The sequence below is a fragment of the Edaphocola flava genome (assembly GCF_004118155.1).
GTDB lineage: Bacteria > Bacteroidota > Bacteroidia > Chitinophagales > Chitinophagaceae > Edaphocola > Edaphocola flava.
This window is the reverse complement of record NZ_SAIQ01000001.1, coordinates 1,233,992-1,253,298: the sequence shown is the minus strand read 5'-3', so window position 1 is coordinate 1,253,298 and position 19,307 is coordinate 1,233,992. Positions and strand designations below refer to the sequence as shown.

Sequence of the window (19,307 nt, the reverse complement as noted above, 5' to 3'; positions counted from 1 at the left end):
TTAACCAATAAAGTAAGCTAATTTTGAAAGATATTTTAGTAAAAACTCCCTTCAGATTATTTAAATATATCTTTTACCTCGGAAGGATCGTAAACCCGGACTTCAGTCACCAACCCATCATGAGTTTTTATAGTACAGACATTCCCCCTATGAAACTTAAGTCTTCCTAAATTAGCAGAACTATCAATTAAAACATTTGGATGATTATAGATATAGTTATCAGACGGTCTAGGAAGAATGAATATGAACTTATCATGTGGAACTTTGGCCTCTCTAAAAATGTATCTTGCACATCCTGAACAGGCCTGATCTGACAGCAAAACGTATGTGCTGTTATCCTTTGCAATTTCTGCATTAAATTGTTTATGAAGGTACTGCTCCAGCAATTCAGTGTCTCTGTTTCCCTCCTTTTCCTTACAGGAAGTTATCGATAAGATTGCCATCAATCCTACATATAGGTATTTCATACCTTTCTATTTTAAAGTTGTAATATAAATTTTTATTTTTCCTCTTGCCTCGTCTACAGTAAACAAATACAAATGGTTATTAAATACACAAGACTTTACGGGATTACAGTTGGGAGGCAGTTTATACGCCACGTCCTCAAACCGTTTCTTAGCCAGATCGAAGACAAGCATTCTTTTGTCCAAAGACAGGTAATCGTTAAGCATTCCGGTTTCTTCATCTACATACTTCTCAGCTCCTATTTGCTGAAAAACAAGTATTTTATCCTTAAATTCCAGGAGCGATATATTGGCATTGCGGGTAGAAGTATATTCATCAGATTTCGTTTTACTACTTTCTCCACCTTCGGGTATTGGCTCCGTCTTTACAGAAAATTGTTTGGGAATAGCATATCGCTCCTTCCCCTCAGGAGTAATAATACCTATTGAATCCCAGTATTGAAAAACATATCGAATGTTATTACCATGAGTATAAAATATGGGGTATACATCATTATAGTCATTTTTCCTGTAGTCTATGGGGAAAGTAATGTCCTGCAAATCCTTGGTTATCAGGTATCGTTTGCCCTCATCAATAACCGCTTTACACACTATTTTACTACTGAAGTACTTTTCAAAACCCTCTCTGGTATTCCGTTCTCCATTCAGGAATTTACAAATCAGGAAGCTGCCATCATCCATAATCTTAAATTCACCTGCAGCAGTATGAAACCCATTCACATTCACATCAGTTACATCAAAAGCATATGCTTTTGGTGTAACATTTGGCTCTCCTGAGAATACCATTACGCCCTTTTCAGACAAGAAATAAATTTTTCGTTTATTAATTGTAAAACCAATCATATCTGCAGTTAAAGCCTTAGACATAGCATTGGTGTCATAAATATTATTATCAGTATCTATCTTATAAGCTACTGAAGCGATTTTATCTAATATGAGTAATACAGAGTCTTCTGTACTGTTCTTTTTGGTGATTGTGGTTGGATATAGTTTAAATATACTGCTCGCATCAATAACAATGGAATCCTCTATGCTGATCTGCTTGTCTGCACCTGAGTGTCTATCATGTCTGGTATCGCTGCAGCCTATCCATGAGCTTAAGGCTCCTGCAATCGCAAAAACCTTTACCGTAAAAAAGGTTCTCGCGACCTTTTTACGGCAAAGGTTGATAGGGTTTTTTATGTCAAAAAACATTATTGCTGCACTTTAGTTATAGGTACAACTAATACAAGTCTATCCGGATTGGAACCTTCAAATAATCCTAAGAATATAGTGTTTGGCTTATCAGGGTTCATACGAATTTTCAACAATAACTCACCAGAAAGAATAGCATTATAATTGTCGGTACCTAAAATCTCTGTGAGTCCTTTTTTAGCATCATTACTAGCATAGTCTGAATACACCCGAAAAATGTCTTCCGGACCAGTATTTGGATTTGTGATCGCTTTATAAATTAATTCCCAGAGGCCAATTGGTGCAGCAGCTACACATTCCACCTCATCCAGGCAATCCTGACCGCCATTAAAACAGTCTCCCCTTTTTGCATCCCAGCTTCTTGTGGCAGGAGCACCGGTTACTATGGTCCTTAAATTTACATTGGAGTGTTTATTAGAAGCCGATGCAGGACTTGGTTCCTTTTTGTCACAAGCTGTAAAGCCTATTGCAAGAGCGGAGGTAAGCACTAAGATTTTTTTCATACGTGTAATAATTTTAATGTTAGTTATAAAAACAAAGAACGAAAGTGAGCATTGAAAATGAGGTTAAAAAAAGGTTATTAAATGTAGATTTTTTTTAATACATCTATAGTTTCCATAATCTTCAATCAAATAAGAAAAAAACTTTGTTACGCACATTTAGAGCAATAGCTTAAAGAAAATCAAATTCATCAATTGCCAGGCCGACCGGCTGACTTATGAATTCCTGAAAAGCGGGAAAGCAGATTTAAGCGGCATCAGCATAATCACAGAATAATCAACAATACATAAAATGATAGAGAGGACTCCGATGGGGTGCTCTTATCCTTAAAATATGCTCTTCAACCTCAAAAAATACCGTACTATCACTATTTAGTGAAAATATAATTCGGATTTTACACATTTAGCATTAATTTTATTCCCCATATATAAATCAATAAACATGAAAACAATCTTTACTTCAGCGCTGCTTTTAACTGCAGCCATTCTGCTGCATACCAATGAGGCTTCTGCCCAGGTGGGCGTGGGTACTACTACACCTCATTCTTCGGCCATGATGGAGATCAATGCAACAGGAAAGGGTTTACTGATCCCCCGTATGAACCAGGCAAACCGTCCGGCGTCACCAGCTACGGGTCTGCTGATCTACCAGACCGATAACACGCCAGGCTTTTATGTATATAATGGTTCTGCCTGGACAGCGGTTTCCAATGCCTCTTCGGCCGGTCAGGATTCAACCATCATCATGACCCGGGCAGTTGCGGCGTACAAACAAACTGGCGGTCCGGCGCTTGGGCCGCTTTTCTTCAGCCCTGTCTCCCTTGGTGGACAGTCCAGTGTGAATGAGACCCAGGATGCAACTACCTCTGTTAATGGTACCTCTCCGATTACCAGCTATGTAGTACCTAATGCCTGTACCTTTTACAAATTAAGGATTGTAGCACGTGTAGCCCCTGGCGGTGTTGTGGGATCTGGCAGCCATTCGGCGACGTTCACCCTGTTTAAAAACGGAGTGAGTACGGGTGTTGCAGCTACAGTCGCTACTTCTACTACGGTGGGTACTACCGCGGTTGTTGAGGTGAGCGGCACAGTATCGGTAGTGCCTGGAGATGTACTGTCTTACCAGTTTACGCAGACCAATCAGGACCCTAATACCTCGTATACGCTGTTATTAAAAGGTTTATAAATCTACCCACCTAAACAGATAACCATGAGAAGTATTTCTATCATATTATGTCTTGCCGGCCTGACTACTGCTGCCCATGCACAGCTATTCACCGGCAGCACAGGCCTTACCGTCAAATCCGGTACAGCATTTTCTACCCAGGGTCTGGTATTGAGCCCTTCTGCGGACATTACCTTGCAGAACAATACCATCAGCCAATCGGCCACACCCCTGACTGTAGGCAGTGGCGCAACAATTGCTAATGTATATACCATTGCCCCGGCCATCACTTTTTCCGGTACGGCAGGTATCCGGTATGCCGCAGGAGAGCTGAACGGTAACCAGGAAAATACCTTGTCCCTGATCAAATCAGGAGCTACGACTACCTTTACCTCTGTAACGAGTAGTACGGGAAGTACCGGTACTTACTATGTATCGGCAACAGGCTTGAACAATGTATTACTGAACCGGGTTACGGCGACCAGTACTTCGGTTCCTCTACCGATCTTATACCATCACTTAATAGTAACGGCAGGTTCTTCCTGTTCTTTACAATTGAGCTGGTCTGCAGATGATGCCATCGCTAGTAATTTTACTATTGAGCGCAGCGCAGACGGCAAATCATTCCAACCCTTAACCGCTGCTGTAATGCAGGCCGGCAAACAGTTTACCGCTACAGATGCAGCTCCGCTACAGGGCCGGAATTTCTATCGCCTGGCGATCAGAGAAATGGGCGAGCCAACATTGTATAGTACCATACTGACAAGCGGCAATCCTTGTCTTGCTCCGGTTCAGGCCAATGTCTATCCTAATCCTGCGAAGGAATCAATCACAGTAGACCTGGGCATTGCACCTTCAGGAAAGGTAACGATGGACCTGATTGATCTTTCCGGTAAAGTGGTGCGGACATTCCAGACCATAAAACAGGTGAGCACATTGGATCTGCAGCACATTGCAGCCGGTAGTTATTTCCTCAGTATTCAAAACGGCCAATCGGCCCAACAGCTTAAAGTAATCAAACTTTAACATGCTTTCTTCATAAAAGCCGACAGCCCCGGAATATTCCGGGGCTGTCGGCTTTTAATCCTGAGGGGATCAGGTCGGTTCACTCTTTATTGTTTAACAATCTTGATTACGTCAGACTGGTTATTGCGGATGCATTTGATATAGTAAGCACCCTGGCTCAGTACAGACAGGTCAAGGTCTGTATCTGCAGCAGTAACCTTTATGGCTTTGAGTACTGCTCTACCTGTAACATCCACTACCTGTAAAGTCAGCCCATCAAAGTTTCCTTTTATAGATACCCTTACTTTATCCGTAACCGGGTTAGGGAATACGGTTATGGAAGACTGGCTTGCGTCATTCACCAGTTTGATCACACCGGTGTAGGCATAGTGCTTATCCAGATCTACCTGTTTCAGACGATAATAATTAACCGGTTCGGTAATGCTACGGTCATCGTAAGTATAGGCCAGTTCCCCGCTGCTGTTGCCGTTCCGGGCTTTGCTGTACACGGTACCGATTGTAGTAAACCTTATACCGTCGGTACTGCGTTGTATTTCAAAATGACTGTTATTCTTTTCCTGGGCAGTGCGCCAGTTTAAGAGGTTGTACCCTTCGCGCGCAGTTCCTGTAAAGTCCAGCATATCTACCGGAAGAGGAGTGGCACTGGTACTGGGTTGCTGAAACCCTTGTGTCAGTTGCGGATTAGTACCAACTGATGCGATGATGCTTTCGCCCACAGTGAAGTCTACAGTATAACCTACAGAGACTATCGGAGCAGAGCCACCACCTGCTGCTACCACATAAGGCAGTGCAGACTGGGCTTGCGCCTGTGTACTTAAGCATAATAACATCAATCCGGCCCATCCTGAAAGTATATATTTCATAATAATTTCTTTTAGGAATTAAAAAAATGAGCCGTACTTAGTTGATATTCACCCCGCCGCTGGCATAACCGGCTACAGTATTGATCAGGGTAATACCTGTTGCTGTTGCAGAGTATACCATCAGGTAACGGGAACCGGCAGTTACCGGAATGTTCAAACCAGTGGTAATACCAGATGATACAGTACCTAATGAAATAATACCGGTCAGGGCTGGTGCCATCGTAACGGTTGCTCCGGCCACGGGGCTGAAGGTATTAGAACCGCTCGGTGCAGAATACAATTGTCCGGTAACGGTTACTGTACTACCGATCAGGGACAATGCAGCCGTAGTGCTGAACTGGCCCGAAATAGAGGTAATGGTTCCGGAACGTGGAGATACGAAAGAGAAGTTTAGTAAAGTACCTGCCGCACCGGTAAGGTCAATGTTAGAACCAACCAGTGAAACACCGGAAACGGAGTTACCGAAACCGACCAGACCCGTTGTACCTACAAGGCCACCGGCAATGGTAGTGAGTGTAACCGGTAAACCCGAGGCATAAGGAATGATGGCACCTGTGCTACCGGCATCGCTGGTATTGGTCAGTCTGATCCAGGCTGCACCGGTGTAGTAATAAAAACCAGGCGTATTATCTGTCTGATAAATCAGCAAACCTGCTACAGGAGCGGCAGGACGGTTGGCCAGCGTAACCCTCGGAATGAGGATACCTTTGTTGGTAGCGGCAATATCCAGTTGTGCAGCAGCATTAGGCGTGCCCCCGATACCCACATTACCAGAGTTGTTGTTGGTAATGTTGCCACTGGCCAGGGTCCAGCGATTGTCGCTGCTGGTTTCTGCATTGAGCGCATAAGGAACGCTGATCAGTTCTAAAGTAGCCAGGTTCGTGTAGGTAGTACCCCCGGTAATGTCCGCATCTACTTTCAGGTATTTGCTGCCGGAGTTCCAGGTAACAGCAGAGAACGTACCCGTGACTGGCGTACCGGTGCCGATCTGCACATTGGCGAGGCCAAAACCATTGGTTGTTACAGACTGCGTCTCTACATACTGGGCAGTACCAACAGGAGAGCCGTCAAGTACGCTGAAGCGTAGTGAAACGGCCTGGTTGGTTACGGGATTACCGGAACTGTTGCGTACGACAGCCTGGTAGTTAATCTTTTGTGGTGCCTGGGCGAGCAAGTTCATGCTGAAGGCCAGACACAAGGCGGCTAAAATGTAAAGTTTTCTCATAATGTTTCAAATTTTGAGGATTGAGTGTACCACGAATTTACAGAAATGAGAAATAACACATGTTCACACATGTTAATAAAAATCAATATTTGTTTTTTTGTTTAATGTATCCAATACAAAAAGGTCCGTTGCAGACGCAACAGACCTTTGGCCGTAATTTAATGTAAATGCAAACAATTAATAATGACAAAGACCGTAAACACTCTTTTATAACGGAGCTTTCCATGCAATACATGCTATAGACATAGCCTGTATTTATACATATTGTTTATGACAAATTATTATTTTACGATTGTTTTCATGCAATTTATTCACCTAAGCATGAGAAAGTGACTCCTCCGGCCGATCAGATTACAGGATATCGCTTTTATACAACTCACCAATGTCTAAGCAATACGTACCGGCCGGAAGTGTGAAATCAATATTATGGTTGATATACCACTTTAAAGGTTTGTGTTTCATTACCGCTGGTTACTTTCAGCAGGTAAGTACCCTGAGCCATACCTCCCAGGTTGATTTTTTGCTGAGCAGCGTTAGTGCCCACCGGAATGTTCAGTACCTGACCCATGATAGTCGTCAGTTCGATTTTCGCATTGGTATAACCCACTGGTAAGTTGATGTACACCATACCTTTGGTCAGTGTAGGATACACTTCGATAGCTTGTGTACTGCACTCAGATTGTGCCGTTACCGTCTGGCTGTAAGCATACATACCGTCTGCATCAACCAGGCGTAAGCGATAGAACGATTTTCCGTTAGGGGTAGCTTTATCGGTATAAGCATAAGCACCTTTACCGTTTGTATAAGCGATCTGTCCGATTTCATTGTAAGCACGGCCATCGTTGCTGCGCTCTACCACAAATCTGTTGAAGTTTACAGCATTGGTAATGGTCCAATCCAGGTTGGTCTGACAGTTAGCCACTGCAGCATCAAAGCTCAGCAGGGTTACCGGCAGTGGTGCCGCCAGGGTAATGTGCACATTATCACTGATGGTACAACCGTCTACGAAGTTTACGGTAACGCTATATACACCGGTATCAGTAATCACCAGAGAATCGGCTGTGCTGCTGTTGTTCCATGTATACTGAGAAGAAGGTGCTCCGAAGAAGCCGTCTGTATGCAGGGTGTACGGGAATGCAGTGGCCAGCAGGGCAGTATCAGGTCCCAGTCCGTAGATAGGCGCTGCACCGTTGTATGCTGCAATGTTCCAGTTGGTATTATTGCCCAGGTTAGTCGAATGCTGCTGTGCTGCAAATGGTGCTGCCGCACCTGCTGCTGTAATGCGGCGCAGACGTACGTAGTCAAAAGTTACATCACCACTTGGTTTAGTGATGGTAGCATTAGCTGTAGTGCTGCTGCTCAGGATCTCGGTCAGGCGGCAAGGAGTACCGCTGCCATACCATGCATCATTGATGGTAGTATTGGTTCCGGCAGTAAAGGTGTATGTATTACCCGGGAAGAAGATCATCGTATCGATTACATTTCCGGTAGCATATACACCACCACCACCTTTGTACTCTACAGTACCTATAGTATTACTGGCCCCGTTAATGCCCGCCTGAGAGGCAGTATTGGCATTGGTAAAGGTCAGTTTGCCATCTACGGTAGTATTGCTCATTACCGCACTGGTATTGATGATGTCAGAAACATTTACATTATTATAAGTCAGTCCTTGTGCATTAAACACCTCGGTGTTGATGGTAGATCCGGCAGCATTAAGCGTGTGAGCCGCAGCAGTACCGGTGTATTGCCATACCGTATCCAGTGTAATAACAGCATTGCTGATGTTCATACCCATAGCATTGGCCAGACCTTCATTGCTGATGCTGGACAGCGACATGGTGCGGCCAGACAGGTCCAGGGTACCATTGTTCACATAGATATCGGTCAGGACGTTAGAATAGTTATTCAGGAACTTCAGGCTACCACCTACTTTGGCCAGTCTGATGTCAAAGTTGCCCAGTGCACTGCCGCTGATCACCGCATTATTATTGCTGATGAAGGTAAGCGGAGATACGGTGAAGGTCGCAGCTGAGTTCAGGATTGTAGTATCACCCCATACCTCTACCGCCAGGGCAGCAGCTTTGTTCCAGATAGGGGCATTGGTAGCAGCCCCCCAGTTCAGGTTACGGCAATAAGCATTACCATTATTTACAGTAACCGTCTTGCTACCTGCAGTAAAGCCACTGTTTGCGTCAAAGAATACGTTGTCGTACGGAGTAGGTATACAAGCACCGCCAGCACCACCGCTGGTTGTACTCCAGTGTACATTATCGTTCCAGTCGCCGGAACCACCGATCCAGTAACGAGGGCTACCAGAGATGGCTGTAATGTTCCAACCCGTATTACCACCGGCATCAGCACCGGTAACGGCTACAGGAGGCACACCAGTTGCAGCCATATTTTGCAGGTACACATTATTCATGCTGATCACGGCCGCAGGATCGAACTGGAAGCCGCCTGTTGTGGCACCACGAATCTCCAGCAGACCGGTACAAGGTGCAGACTGTGCGAAGAGATATTTATTGATGGTACTGGTACCGGTAACCTGGTATGCACGCGCACCCGCAAGCAGCAGAGTATCGATGATGTTGCTACTGCCTTCAATAGCACCCGAACCCTTAAACTCCAGGCGGCCGATAGTATTGAAACTGTCGATATTGGCACTGGAAGCAGCATTGGTACTGGTAAAAGTTAATTGGCCAATAGTAGTGTTTCTGATATTGAATGCCAGAGGGTTACCAGATGCGGCATAGGTCGCATCAATTTTAGGATAGCTCAGACCATCAATACTTAATGCAAAACCACTACTGATAAACGAACCGGTTGAGTTGATTGCTTTGTTAGCACCGCTATAAATCCAGTTGTTAGCCACGGTAATATTGGCATTGGAGATATCCAGTGAACGAGCCGTAGCAGAGGCTCCGGCAAAACGATAAATATTAAGTGTACGCCCGGCAGTACTTAAATTTCCGCTTACCAGGGTCAGTATACCATTAGCATTAGACCAGTTGTCCATAAGTGTCACTTTACCCGCACCTTTCTTACGTACATAAAAGGTCAGACTACCTAAAGTACTACCGTTTGTGTTTATGGTAGAGGTAGTTTCGGTACCCATAAAATCCAGGCTCGCATTCATCGTCACAGCAGCCGTAAGCGACACCGAACCATATACATTCATAGCAGCGGTGCCCGATTCGTTGAAGGTAGTCGTACCTACACCGGTCATCCAGTTCATATTATAACAATAGGCGTTACCGCTGGTCGCTACAATCTGACTGCTGCCCAGGCCACTGGCCGAGTTGAAGATAACCGTATCGGCAATGAAGGGGATACAGGCACCACCTGCACCACCACTGGTATAGCTCCAGTGCGTATTATCGTTCCAGTCGCCGGCACCACCTACCCAGTACAGATTAGTACCGGTGAGCGAGGCTGGCGGAGTAATATCAAAACCAGTATTACCATCGCCATCTACACCAGATACCGCAATAGGAGTGATCACCCCATATGCCTTGATATTGGTCAGGAACACATTATCGATAAGTGTGGTGGCACTCGGGCCAAACATTAATCGGGCAGAGTCTGTAGCCGTAATCTCGGTAAAGGCCTGACAGGTACCACCCTGTGCCTTCATATAATTACTGATATTGATCGTACCGGCCAGTGTAGTGGCTTTATTGGCCGCCAGCAACAGGCTGTCGATGGTGTTGGTACCCGTGATCTGCGTTCTGTTTGTAGCCGTTACTTTACGGATGGTGTTCGTACCCGTGATGAATGCAACACCACCAAAATAGATACTACCAATGGTATTGTTGCTGCTTACAGAACCTTGTCCGGCAAATACCAGGGTATCTACCGTATTGTTATTGGTAATGTCCGAAAAGGCCTGGAGCGTTTGTGTAAAATACAGAGCCGAGAATGTGGTCCCGTTGATAATATTAGTATTCGGTCCGCCCGCCAGTGTCGATGTCGCTTTATTATAGGTACCACCATCGGTCACGATACCACCGGCAGTAATGTTAGAACCCGTAGTATTCATCGACTTATTGGCACCCGTATAGCGGAAGGTCGATGCAGTGGTCAGCGTAGCATTGTTCATAGTCAGCACGCGGGCATTGATATTATCACTGTACAGCTGGTAAAGGTTTACCGTTTTGCCGGATATGTCCAGGATACCAGAGGTAAGCGTTACACCACCAGCACCATAAGTAGTGGTAGTTGCCGCTATATTCAGGTTATCGTTCAGTATAAGGCTGCCGCCCGGTTTATCTACCTCCAGGGTCAGCTCGCCCAGCACATTACCATTAGCGGTGAGGCTGGCCGGAGTAGCCCCCTTAAACACAAAGCGAGTGTTGTAGGTGGTGGTAGGCGACAGACTCATGTTACCACTAACCTGTACAGAGTACAGTGCATTGGACGAAGTAAAAAGCGGGCTGTTGGGCACAGCCACCCAGCTCATGCCATTACAGAAGCCATTAGCATCGAGGATTACCGTACGATCGGCTACGGTAGTACCGAAGCCACTCTGGTTGGTAAAAAATACATTGTCCGAGGCCGAAGGCACAATGCTGGGGATGCTGCCCGAGCTGCTGCCCAGGCGCCAGTGGTTCAGGTCGCTCCAGCTGCCGCCGCCGTTGACCCAATAATAGTCAGCGGCATTTGTGTTTACAGCCATGAGCGCCAGTACAGAGAGGAGTAGTACTTTTCTCATAAAAGAATAATTGATTGGTTAAAAAAAATAAATAGTTGATCGGACAGCATAGCCAGTGTGCTGTATCCAAAGCTTGAGTGTTTTATTTAATATTTGCAGGCTTGCCCGTGTCGGTACAGATAGGTAACATGTGGTGCCTCTGCGGCAATAACAGTAGACAGAATGACAGAAAACAGAAGCTTGCTTATTGCACTCCGGTTGGTACACACACAGGAACGTATCATCATAACACTTGGGTTTTCATACTTGCGGGCAAATCATTAATTCATATTCGCGAGCACAATATTATTTCGCGCCTCACTAGCATCCTAAAGCTTCTGTATCTGTATTCCCGAATTTGAAAAGCCTAATCGGGTGTTTACCATTGAAAAAAAGCCGGCACCCGATAAATTTTCTGCCTTCTGAAAAGCCTGATTCTGCCCAAAAGCAGTACTATATATCTTAAAAAAGAATACAACATGAGCCCATACCAGCGCAGCGCCACATGTGTGTGCTGCACCAGATCGACTAGCCGGACCGGCAAGCATTAAATAAAAAAGAAATGTAACAAGTATGCAATTCTGTCATACACATCGACAATGCGAGCACGCGCTGTTATACACCAATGCCCTGAATATGGAGATTAGCATCTCCCGCTCCGGAGCACGCTCGGAGTAATGCGCGGTACAAGATCATCGATTCTGGAGCCGTCGCAACCATGCCCTATCCGGCTTCGCCATACTTACAGAAGCATGCATGTTGTGGAGATCTCTGGCAATAAATGCACGTGGGGGAGCAACAGCATGGGGTATGCTGTTATGATGGCTGCCCGGTTGCCGGTAGTTGGGATCGCTGCGGCGATCGCCACCGGGTACAGGATTACAGTCTGCCGCGCTGGCTTGCATAGCTATGAGCGGCAGCAAATAGAGGAGTAATGCTTTTCTCATAATAAATGATTGATTGGTTAACAAATCGAATCACCTTCTGATCAAAAGCAAGTGAATTATATAAAGTAAATGAGTGAGACTTTCATAGGGTATTGTCTCATAAGGTTTTAACGAAAGTAATACGCGAAAATCTTATTTCATCATTAAGTTAAAAAAACTGACGCCCATTAACCGAAGTGAAAAACAGACCCGCTTACCGCCTGGCTAGCACAGGTGCCTCGCATGTGATCGCAATGATGCACACTCCTCGTCATACCGACTGAAGCGAAGCGTAATGGAGATATCTCATGATTGAAGGAAACATGGAGGAGATTTCTCGACGCCGCTACGCTGTGCCCGAAATGACGGATACACGCTCATCGTCATATCGACTGAAGCGAAGCGAAATGGAGATATCTCATGATTCCACAGGTTTGCATGCCATATAGGCCGGGCAGCGGTGCCCGGCCTATTACCCAAAAGGAAAAACAGACCCCGTACAATTGGGAGAAAACAGTTTGGGCCTGACTGCTACTTTAGCAATAGGTGCGGCATATAAATCCTAAGCATTATATTTATAGTTCAATACCTATTCAAAAAAGTAAATATTTATGCATACCGGAAGAAGATATACCCCGCTGGAGTTTTTCAGATGGAGCTTCAGAGACACCATACTGCTACTGCTGATCGCTACCATACCCACTGTATTATATGCATGTGGCCTGACCTTTATAGCCATACCCTGGCAGCCCATAGCGGTGCTGGGTACAGCCATGGCTTTTATCGTGGGCTTTAAAAACAATGCGAGCTATGGCAGAATATGGGAGGCCCGCCAGATATACGGTGCCATCATCAACGACAGCAGGAGCTTTGCCTATACCCTGCGGGATGTTATACATAACCAGCAGCCAGAGACGGTACAAAAGATCTTCTACCGGCACTTTGCCTGGCTTACGGCACTGCGCTTCCAGCTGAGGGAGCCCCGCAGCTGGGAAAACATGCGCCGCTCGAGCAATAAAGATTTTCTGCGGGGCAGGTATATCATACCGGAATGCGAAAGCACTATGGAAGAGGCATTGAAACCCTACCTGACCGGAGAGGAACTCCGTTATGTGCTGTCTAAAAAGAACAAGGCTACCCAGCTGACGGCAATGCAATCGCAGGCGCTGGCGGCACTAAGGCAGGAGGGCCTGCTGAACGATTTTGAATGGACGACCCTGCAGGGCAGCATCATGCGCCTTACCGACAGCCAGGGCCGGGCCGAGCGCATCAAGAACTTTCCCTATCCCCGCAACTTTGCTTCGGTAACGACGTATCTCTTATTTATATTCATCATCCTGCTGCCCTTCGGCCTGCTGAAGGAGTATAGCAAACTGGGCGATGGTACTGTGCTGGAAGGGTACACCATATGGTTCAACATTCTCTTCTCTGCCGTTGTGGCCTGGGCCTTTAATATACTGGACACGATCGGTGAGAGTGCCGTAAATCCTTTCGAGGGCAGTGCAAACGATATTCCTATTACACAGATCAGCCGTACGATAGAGATCGATATGAGGGATATGCTGGATGAGCCCTCCCTGCCAGAACCTATTGTGCCTCAAAACAATATTGTACTCTAAGTGGCCCGAAGATAATCGGGCACCAGCGGGGCAGACCGGCCTCCTTTAGACTTATTACACAAAGTATTTTTTTGATATAGGATTTACATAGACCTTTGCAGCCATTTTACATCCATCATTGAGCAGCAAAAGACATATAAATAAAAGGCAGATCGGCGAGAGCCTGCTGCTGGGTATTGCGCAGATATTGTTATGGGGCGGCTCTTACTTCTTGCTGGCCATACTGGGCGATGCGATTATAAAAGATACAGGATGGTCACACCAGTACATATACGGATGCCTGTCTCTGGCGCTGCTGCTATCCGGCCTCATCTCTCCCCGCATCGGGAAGCTGATACAGCACAGCAGGCGCAACTTCCTGCTACCCGTCTCGGGCCTCATCATGGGTCTGGGTCTGATCATACTGGCCCTGACCACAAACCAGATCCTGTTCCTCGGTGGCTGGCTGGTGCTGGGTTTTGCGATGGGCATGGGCCTGTACGATGCCCTCTTTGCCTCGCTGGGCAGAAAGTATGGCATGCGCTCCAGGGCTGCTATTGTACAGATCACCCTCATATCGGGCTTTACCACTACGGTGGTCTGGCCCCTGCTCTCTTTCCTGCTGGCACATTATGGCTGGAGGGGTGCTGCACTCATCTATGCTGTAATACTGATTGTACTCATCTTCCCCATACACTACTTCAGCTTTTTCAAAGACCGTAATGTAGCTCCGCAACCTGACGAAAAGCAGCCGGAGCAGACCCTGGTCATGGCACAGCAGCTAAGCCCTGCCAGGTCGCGCAGTGCCTACCTGCTCCTGCTCTGCAACTTTACCCTGGGCTCCTTCATCATGACGGGTATATATGTATACCTGATCGATATACTCACGCATAAAGGCATTGGCCTGACGCATGCTATATTTATAGGCACCCTCATCGGGCCCAGCCAGGTGGGTGTGCGCCTGCTCGACATCTTCTTCCCGGCCAAGACCCCGGTCAAAACCGGCATTATCTCGGCCATCGCTATTCTCACAGGGCTTATCTTATTAGCAACCAGTCCTGCCATTGCCTTTCTGGGCATCATTATCTATTCTATGGGTAATGGTGTGCGCTCTATCCTGCGGGGCACGATGCCTATGTGGATCTTTGGCCCTAAAGATTATGGCACCATCATCGGTAAACTGGCCCTGGCGCCACTGGTCGCACAGGCGGCCACTCCACTGATCGGGGGCATCATCATCCAGTATTATGACAGCGGCATGCTCTTGTATGTCTTATGTGTACTGGCGCTGATCAACATCAGCTTCCTGGTCATGCTGCAGAAGCTGGTGCAGGGTCGCCGACTGAAGACGGTGCTGAAGCTATACCGCATCAGCCGCAATGTGCGCACCAGGATGCCTCGCTTAAGCAGTGGCTACAAAGTCTTTGCTCCGGCGCGCAAACGCAGCCGTACCAGCAAGCAGGACTGATGCCCGGAACCGTTTCATCTGATTAAAGTATTTTTGTACCCGGCTTCACTACATATGCTGAACCAATACACCCCGCATTAGGATATGATCAGGCATAAACTCAAAAGACAGATAAGGCTATATCGTTATGTAGTCTATAAAGAAACCCTGGTCGACTTCAGGGAGCATTTCTGGTCCTTCATAGGGGCTATATTCGGTATTGGTATCATTGCCTGGCTGCAGCACCTGCAACTGCCCCGGCTGGAGAATGTGTTTCTGATAGGCTCTTTCGGGGCCTCAAGCGTGCTGGTGTACGGTGCGATACAGAGCCCGCTGGCCCAGCCCCGTAACCTTATAGGAGGCCATGTGGTCTCTGCCCTTGTAGGCGTTACGGTACAGCTGCTCTGCCCGGACATTATCTGGATCACCGCTCCGCTTGCTGTGGCTTGCTCTATTGTGGCCATGCAGATTACCAAAACCCTGCACCCGCCCGGTGGTGCTACTGCACTGATTGCGGTTACCGGTGGCACCAAGATTGCGGCTATGGGCTACTGGTATGTACTCAGCCCTGTATTATCGGGAGCACTGATCCTGTTTTTGGTGGCCCTTATCTTTAATAATATTACCCCCAAACGGCACTATCCGGTTAAGGCCTCCAGGCTCAGAAGATCGAGAAGGCAGCAGATCCGCAGCAGATTTACCGCGGGCCGCAGGCACAGCCGGTCTTAATGCCTTACGACTGTACCTCTTTCTCCAGGTATTGGATGAATAAGGAAGGCGATAGCCCTGTTATGGATTTAAACACGGTAGCAAACTTGCTGTGAGATGAGAATCCGGCCTCATCGGCCAGGGTACTGATCTTATACTTACGCCATACCGGATCACTGTTCAGCTGTACAATAATATAATTTACACGCAGTTCATTAATATACCCGTTAAAGTCTTTCTGCTTGTGCTGGTTTATGACACGGGACAGGTATTTTGTATTGGTATTGATATGCGTGGCCAGGTAAGACAGGGACATATTACGGTCGGTAAAGAGCGTGCCTGCTTCAAACTCATCAAGACTTTGCAATAGTTTCTGCATGGTTTCAGGGGTCATCATAGGCCCATCCGGTTCTTTCTGTGCCTCCTCACCAACTTCGGGAACCGCTTCGGCAAACTGATGCACCTCTACAGCAGGTACAGCCTGCGCAGCCAGTGCCAGTCTATGCTCCTCTCTTTCTTTAAGACGTGCCAGTACCTTTCTGAACCGGGCTTTTTGCTGACGTTTTGTTACGACCACATACGTCATTGTACCGGCTATAATGATCAGGGCGGCAAGAATCAGTATATTTTTATAGCTCCCCCACTTCGCTTCCTTCTTATAATTGTTCTCCAGGCCCGTAACGGTTCGGTTCAGAAAAGCATTTTTCCGTTCTGTCAGTTCGGTTCTTATGGTATCCTGGTTTTGCTGTGCCTCGTTTAGTTTTTCTACATCCTTTACCTTACCGGCATATTTCTTTACCGCATCGTAAACGATTAGTTTCAATTGCAGGTCTTTTGAACGGTCTGCAATCGCCTTCGCACTGTCTACGTAGGGTTTTGCCTCTTCCAGTTTCCCCAGTTCCATATAACTAACCGCAACACCGTTAATCAGAAATCCCCTCATATTGCTTTCCGGCAGTTTTGCCATCGCTTCTGCACCTTTCTGATAGTGCGCCAGTGAAGAATCATATTGCTTTAACCCAACATATGCATCTCCCAAAAACACTGCATTAGCGGCAGTAAAATAATCCAGATTCTTATGACCCAGATCAAAATGTTTTTGTGCATTATGGGCCATATCAATCATTTTACGGTATTGCTTCTGATCACGGGCTACACAGGCTTTCTCCTGGTATATCATACCCATATTAACGTTAGCCATCTCCGGGTTACTGATCTGCCGGGCAGCCTCCAGGGCTTTTCCGGCATAGTCGCTGGACTTCTTATATAATTTCAACAAACGGTACTGGGTGGACAAAAATCCGGCTACGCGGGCCTGCCAGTTATAATTATCGGTTTGAAAGATAATGTCCTGTGCTTTTTCGGCATATTCTACGGCACGGGACAATTCGGAGGCTTGCTGATACAAAGAAGCGGTCAGCATCAGGCTGCGCACTTTGTACGTTTCCGTTTCGGAATGCTCATACAGGGAGTCGGCAATCTGCAATGCTTTATTGAAATCGGCATGAGACGTTTCCAGGAAGGTTTTGGTATATATTTTCTCATAAGACTCAGGATCCTGAGCAGAAGTACTCAGGTACATGCCGGTAAAGCACACCAACAGGAAGAGGTATTTCACAATAAAAAATTATTAGGTACAAAAAATATAATAGCGGACGGCATAAAAATACTATGTTTTTTGTAAGATCAAACAACTACAATACAATCAATTAACCATAAGGTAATTTCAACATTTATAATATATTTCGTTTTAATAACCCTCAGCGACCACCGTTCTACCGCAATTATGTTATTAATTAATTAAGGAGTTGGGTGGAATAATTAAGTTTACATAATTTTGGCCGTCAGATGAAAAATTGGGTAATCAGATTGTGCAGCCTGCTGGCCCTGCTTATATTAAGTATAAGCGGCCGTAATTATGCGCATACGGTTACCGTCACTTACCCCGACTCCACCCTTTCTCTTTCTGTTGTGCAGCCTTATCTGCAACTGGATACAGACGCTTCACAGGAAGCACTGAAGTTTGCTGCCTCTTCCGGCACACAGGAGTATCACGAAAAAGGCGATACACCGGACTCCGAAACCGAAGATGACAACAGCTCATCTGCCCCTAAAGCTATAGCCGACCGCAATGATGCTGTTTATTACAGCAAGGGACTTGCGGCACATCAGCACAATACTGCCTTTCGCTTACCCTACGGTAAGCATTTTTTGTTTGCCCCTGCCTACAGAAGGCATGTACTACTCGGGGTATTCAGAATATAAATTCACCTGCAGGCCATTAGGTCTGCCTTTCCATGCTTACAAAGAGAACTGATCTCCGGCACCCGCCGGATAGACGATCTATTTTTCACACTCATATCACATCAACAAAACACGGTTGCTTAAATGCAAATTATTATGAAGAGAATGCTCATGATCCTGGGCTTGGGGGCTGTCGTATGCCACACAAGCTGCACATCTCACAAAGAAGAAAAAGAAAGCCAGACTACCTTCCTGGCCACCAGTCCTATCCAGATGGACACCACCATTACCAAAGAATATGTAGCGCAGATACGCTCTATACGCAACATCGAATTAAGGGCACAGGAAAAAGGTTACCTGCAAAAGATCTATGTAGATGAGGGTAAGTATGTAAAGGCTGGCCAACTGCTGTTCAAGATTATGCCTAAAGTGTACGAGGCCGAACTGATGAAGGCTCAGGCCGAAACCAAAGCAGCTTCTATCGAAGTACAGAATACCAAATCACTATCGGACCGTAATGTAGTATCCAAGAATGAACTGGCGATGGCCAATGCCCGCCTGGATAAAGCCCGCGCAGAACAGGCTCTGGCCAAAGTACACCTGGACTTCACCGAAATCCGTGCACCGTTTGATGGCATTATCAATCGCCTGAATTTAAAACTGGGTAGCCTGGTAGATGAGGGCGACCTCCTGAGCAGCCTGTCTGACAACCGCCAGATGTGGGTGTACTTCAATGTCTCTGAGGCAGAATACCTGAACTACAAAACCAGTGTGCAGAACAAAGCAGAATTGCAGGTAAACCTGCTGATGGCCAACAATGAGGAATTTAAATACCCTGGTGTGGTAGAAACCATCGAAGGAGAGTTCAATAATGAAACGGGTAACATCGCTTTCAGGGCTACATTCCCTAATCCGGAAGGGCTGCTGCGCCATGGCGAAACCGGCAGCATACTGATGCATACGCCAATTAAGAATGCCATTATCATTCCTCAGAAAGCAACATTCGAGATCCTGGATAAGAAGTATGTGTATGTAGTAGATGATCAGAAAGTGGCGCACCTGACCCCGGTTACGGTAATCGCTGAGATGCCGGACCTGTTCGTGATCGGTAGCGGACTGAAAGCATCTGACAAAATACTTCTGGAAGGATTGCATAAAGTGAAGGATAAAGAGAAGATCTCCTTTAAATATGCCGATCCGCACCAGGTTATGAATCATCTCGTAGTACCATCAGAATAATTCTAAGATCAAAAA

At 46.4% G+C, this 19,307-nt stretch carries 15 protein-coding genes; 7 read left to right on the top strand and 8 right to left on the bottom strand.

The window, feature by feature from the left end:
• Positions 1–56: 56 nt before the first annotated feature.
• Genes EMP01_RS05395 through EMP01_RS05385 form a run of 3 tightly spaced genes read right to left on the bottom strand, consistent with a single transcriptional unit; the run spans position 57 to position 2,161 of the window.
• On the bottom strand, positions 57–467 hold the full coding sequence (locus EMP01_RS05395; RefSeq protein WP_129020446.1) for a hypothetical protein: 411 nt from the start codon (positions 465–467) through the stop codon (positions 57–59).
• 6 nt (positions 468–473) lie between these two features.
• Complete coding sequence (locus tag EMP01_RS05390; RefSeq protein ID WP_129020445.1) at positions 474–1,658, bottom strand: hypothetical protein; 1,185 nt, start codon at positions 1,656–1,658, stop codon at positions 474–476.
• Positions 1,658–2,161 carry a hypothetical protein gene (locus EMP01_RS05385; protein WP_129020444.1) on the bottom strand — a complete coding sequence of 168 codons (504 nt, stop codon included), beginning with the start codon at positions 2,159–2,161 and terminating at the stop codon, positions 1,658–1,660. Before EMP01_RS05385 ends, EMP01_RS05390 begins: the two co-directional genes overlap by 1 nt.
• 439 nt (positions 2,162–2,600) lie before the next feature.
• Between EMP01_RS05385 and EMP01_RS05375 the strand changes: the two genes are divergently transcribed.
• Both EMP01_RS05375 and EMP01_RS05370 read left to right on the top strand, forming a co-directional pair.
• A complete protein-coding gene (locus tag EMP01_RS05375) occupies positions 2,601–3,344 on the top strand; it encodes a hypothetical protein (protein ID WP_129020443.1) in 744 nt (247 codons plus the stop codon).
• A gap of 24 nt (positions 3,345–3,368) precedes the next feature.
• Positions 3,369–4,349, top strand: a complete 981-nt coding sequence (locus EMP01_RS05370; RefSeq protein ID WP_129020442.1) for a T9SS type A sorting domain-containing protein — start codon at positions 3,369–3,371, stop codon at positions 4,347–4,349.
• An 86-nt stretch (positions 4,350–4,435) separates the two neighbouring features.
• Here EMP01_RS05370 and EMP01_RS05365 read toward each other — a convergent pair whose 3' ends face one another.
• From EMP01_RS05365 to EMP01_RS05350, 4 genes are all read right to left on the bottom strand, one after another.
• Positions 4,436–5,212 (bottom strand): T9SS type A sorting domain-containing protein, encoded by a 777-nt coding sequence (locus EMP01_RS05365; RefSeq protein WP_129020441.1) that lies wholly within the window; start codon positions 5,210–5,212, stop codon positions 4,436–4,438.
• A 37-nt stretch (positions 5,213–5,249) separates the two neighbouring features.
• Complete coding sequence (locus EMP01_RS15775) at positions 5,250–6,437, bottom strand: exosporium glycoprotein BclB-related protein (protein ID WP_129020440.1); 1,188 nt, start codon at positions 6,435–6,437, stop codon at positions 5,250–5,252.
• Between the two features lie 424 nt (positions 6,438–6,861).
• A complete protein-coding gene (locus tag EMP01_RS05355; RefSeq protein ID WP_129020439.1) occupies positions 6,862–11,151 on the bottom strand; it encodes a T9SS type A sorting domain-containing protein in 4,290 nt (1,429 codons plus the stop codon).
• Between the two features lie 671 nt (positions 11,152–11,822).
• Positions 11,823–12,035, bottom strand: a complete 213-nt coding sequence (locus EMP01_RS05350) for a hypothetical protein (RefSeq protein ID WP_129020438.1) — start codon at positions 12,033–12,035, stop codon at positions 11,823–11,825.
• A 632-nt stretch (positions 12,036–12,667) separates the two neighbouring features.
• Here EMP01_RS05350 and EMP01_RS05345 point away from each other — a divergent pair.
• From EMP01_RS05345 to EMP01_RS05335, 3 genes are all read left to right on the top strand, one after another.
• Positions 12,668–13,675 carry a bestrophin family protein gene (locus tag EMP01_RS05345; RefSeq protein ID WP_129020437.1) on the top strand — a complete coding sequence of 336 codons (1,008 nt, stop codon included), beginning with the start codon at positions 12,668–12,670 and terminating at the stop codon, positions 13,673–13,675.
• A 118-nt stretch (positions 13,676–13,793) separates the two neighbouring features.
• Positions 13,794–15,122 (top strand): MFS transporter, encoded by a 1,329-nt coding sequence (locus tag EMP01_RS05340; protein ID WP_161971227.1) that lies wholly within the window; start codon positions 13,794–13,796, stop codon positions 15,120–15,122.
• A gap of 84 nt (positions 15,123–15,206) precedes the next feature.
• Positions 15,207–15,830 carry an HPP family protein gene (locus EMP01_RS05335; protein ID WP_129020435.1) on the top strand — a complete coding sequence of 208 codons (624 nt, stop codon included), beginning with the start codon at positions 15,207–15,209 and terminating at the stop codon, positions 15,828–15,830.
• 4 nt (positions 15,831–15,834) lie between these two features.
• Here EMP01_RS05335 and EMP01_RS05330 read toward each other — a convergent pair whose 3' ends face one another.
• A complete protein-coding gene (locus tag EMP01_RS05330) occupies positions 15,835–17,427 on the bottom strand; it encodes a helix-turn-helix domain-containing protein (RefSeq protein WP_129020434.1) in 1,593 nt (530 codons plus the stop codon).
• 230 nt (positions 17,428–17,657) lie between these two features.
• Here EMP01_RS05330 and EMP01_RS05325 point away from each other — a divergent pair, with 230 nt between their 5' ends.
• Positions 17,658–18,074, top strand: coding sequence for a hypothetical protein (locus EMP01_RS05325; RefSeq protein ID WP_129020433.1), 417 nt, complete (start codon positions 17,658–17,660; stop codon positions 18,072–18,074).
• A gap of 135 nt (positions 18,075–18,209) precedes the next feature.
• Positions 18,210–19,292, top strand: coding sequence for an efflux RND transporter periplasmic adaptor subunit (locus EMP01_RS05320; protein ID WP_129020432.1), 1,083 nt, complete (start codon positions 18,210–18,212; stop codon positions 19,290–19,292).
• Positions 19,293–19,307: the final 15 nt, after the last annotated feature.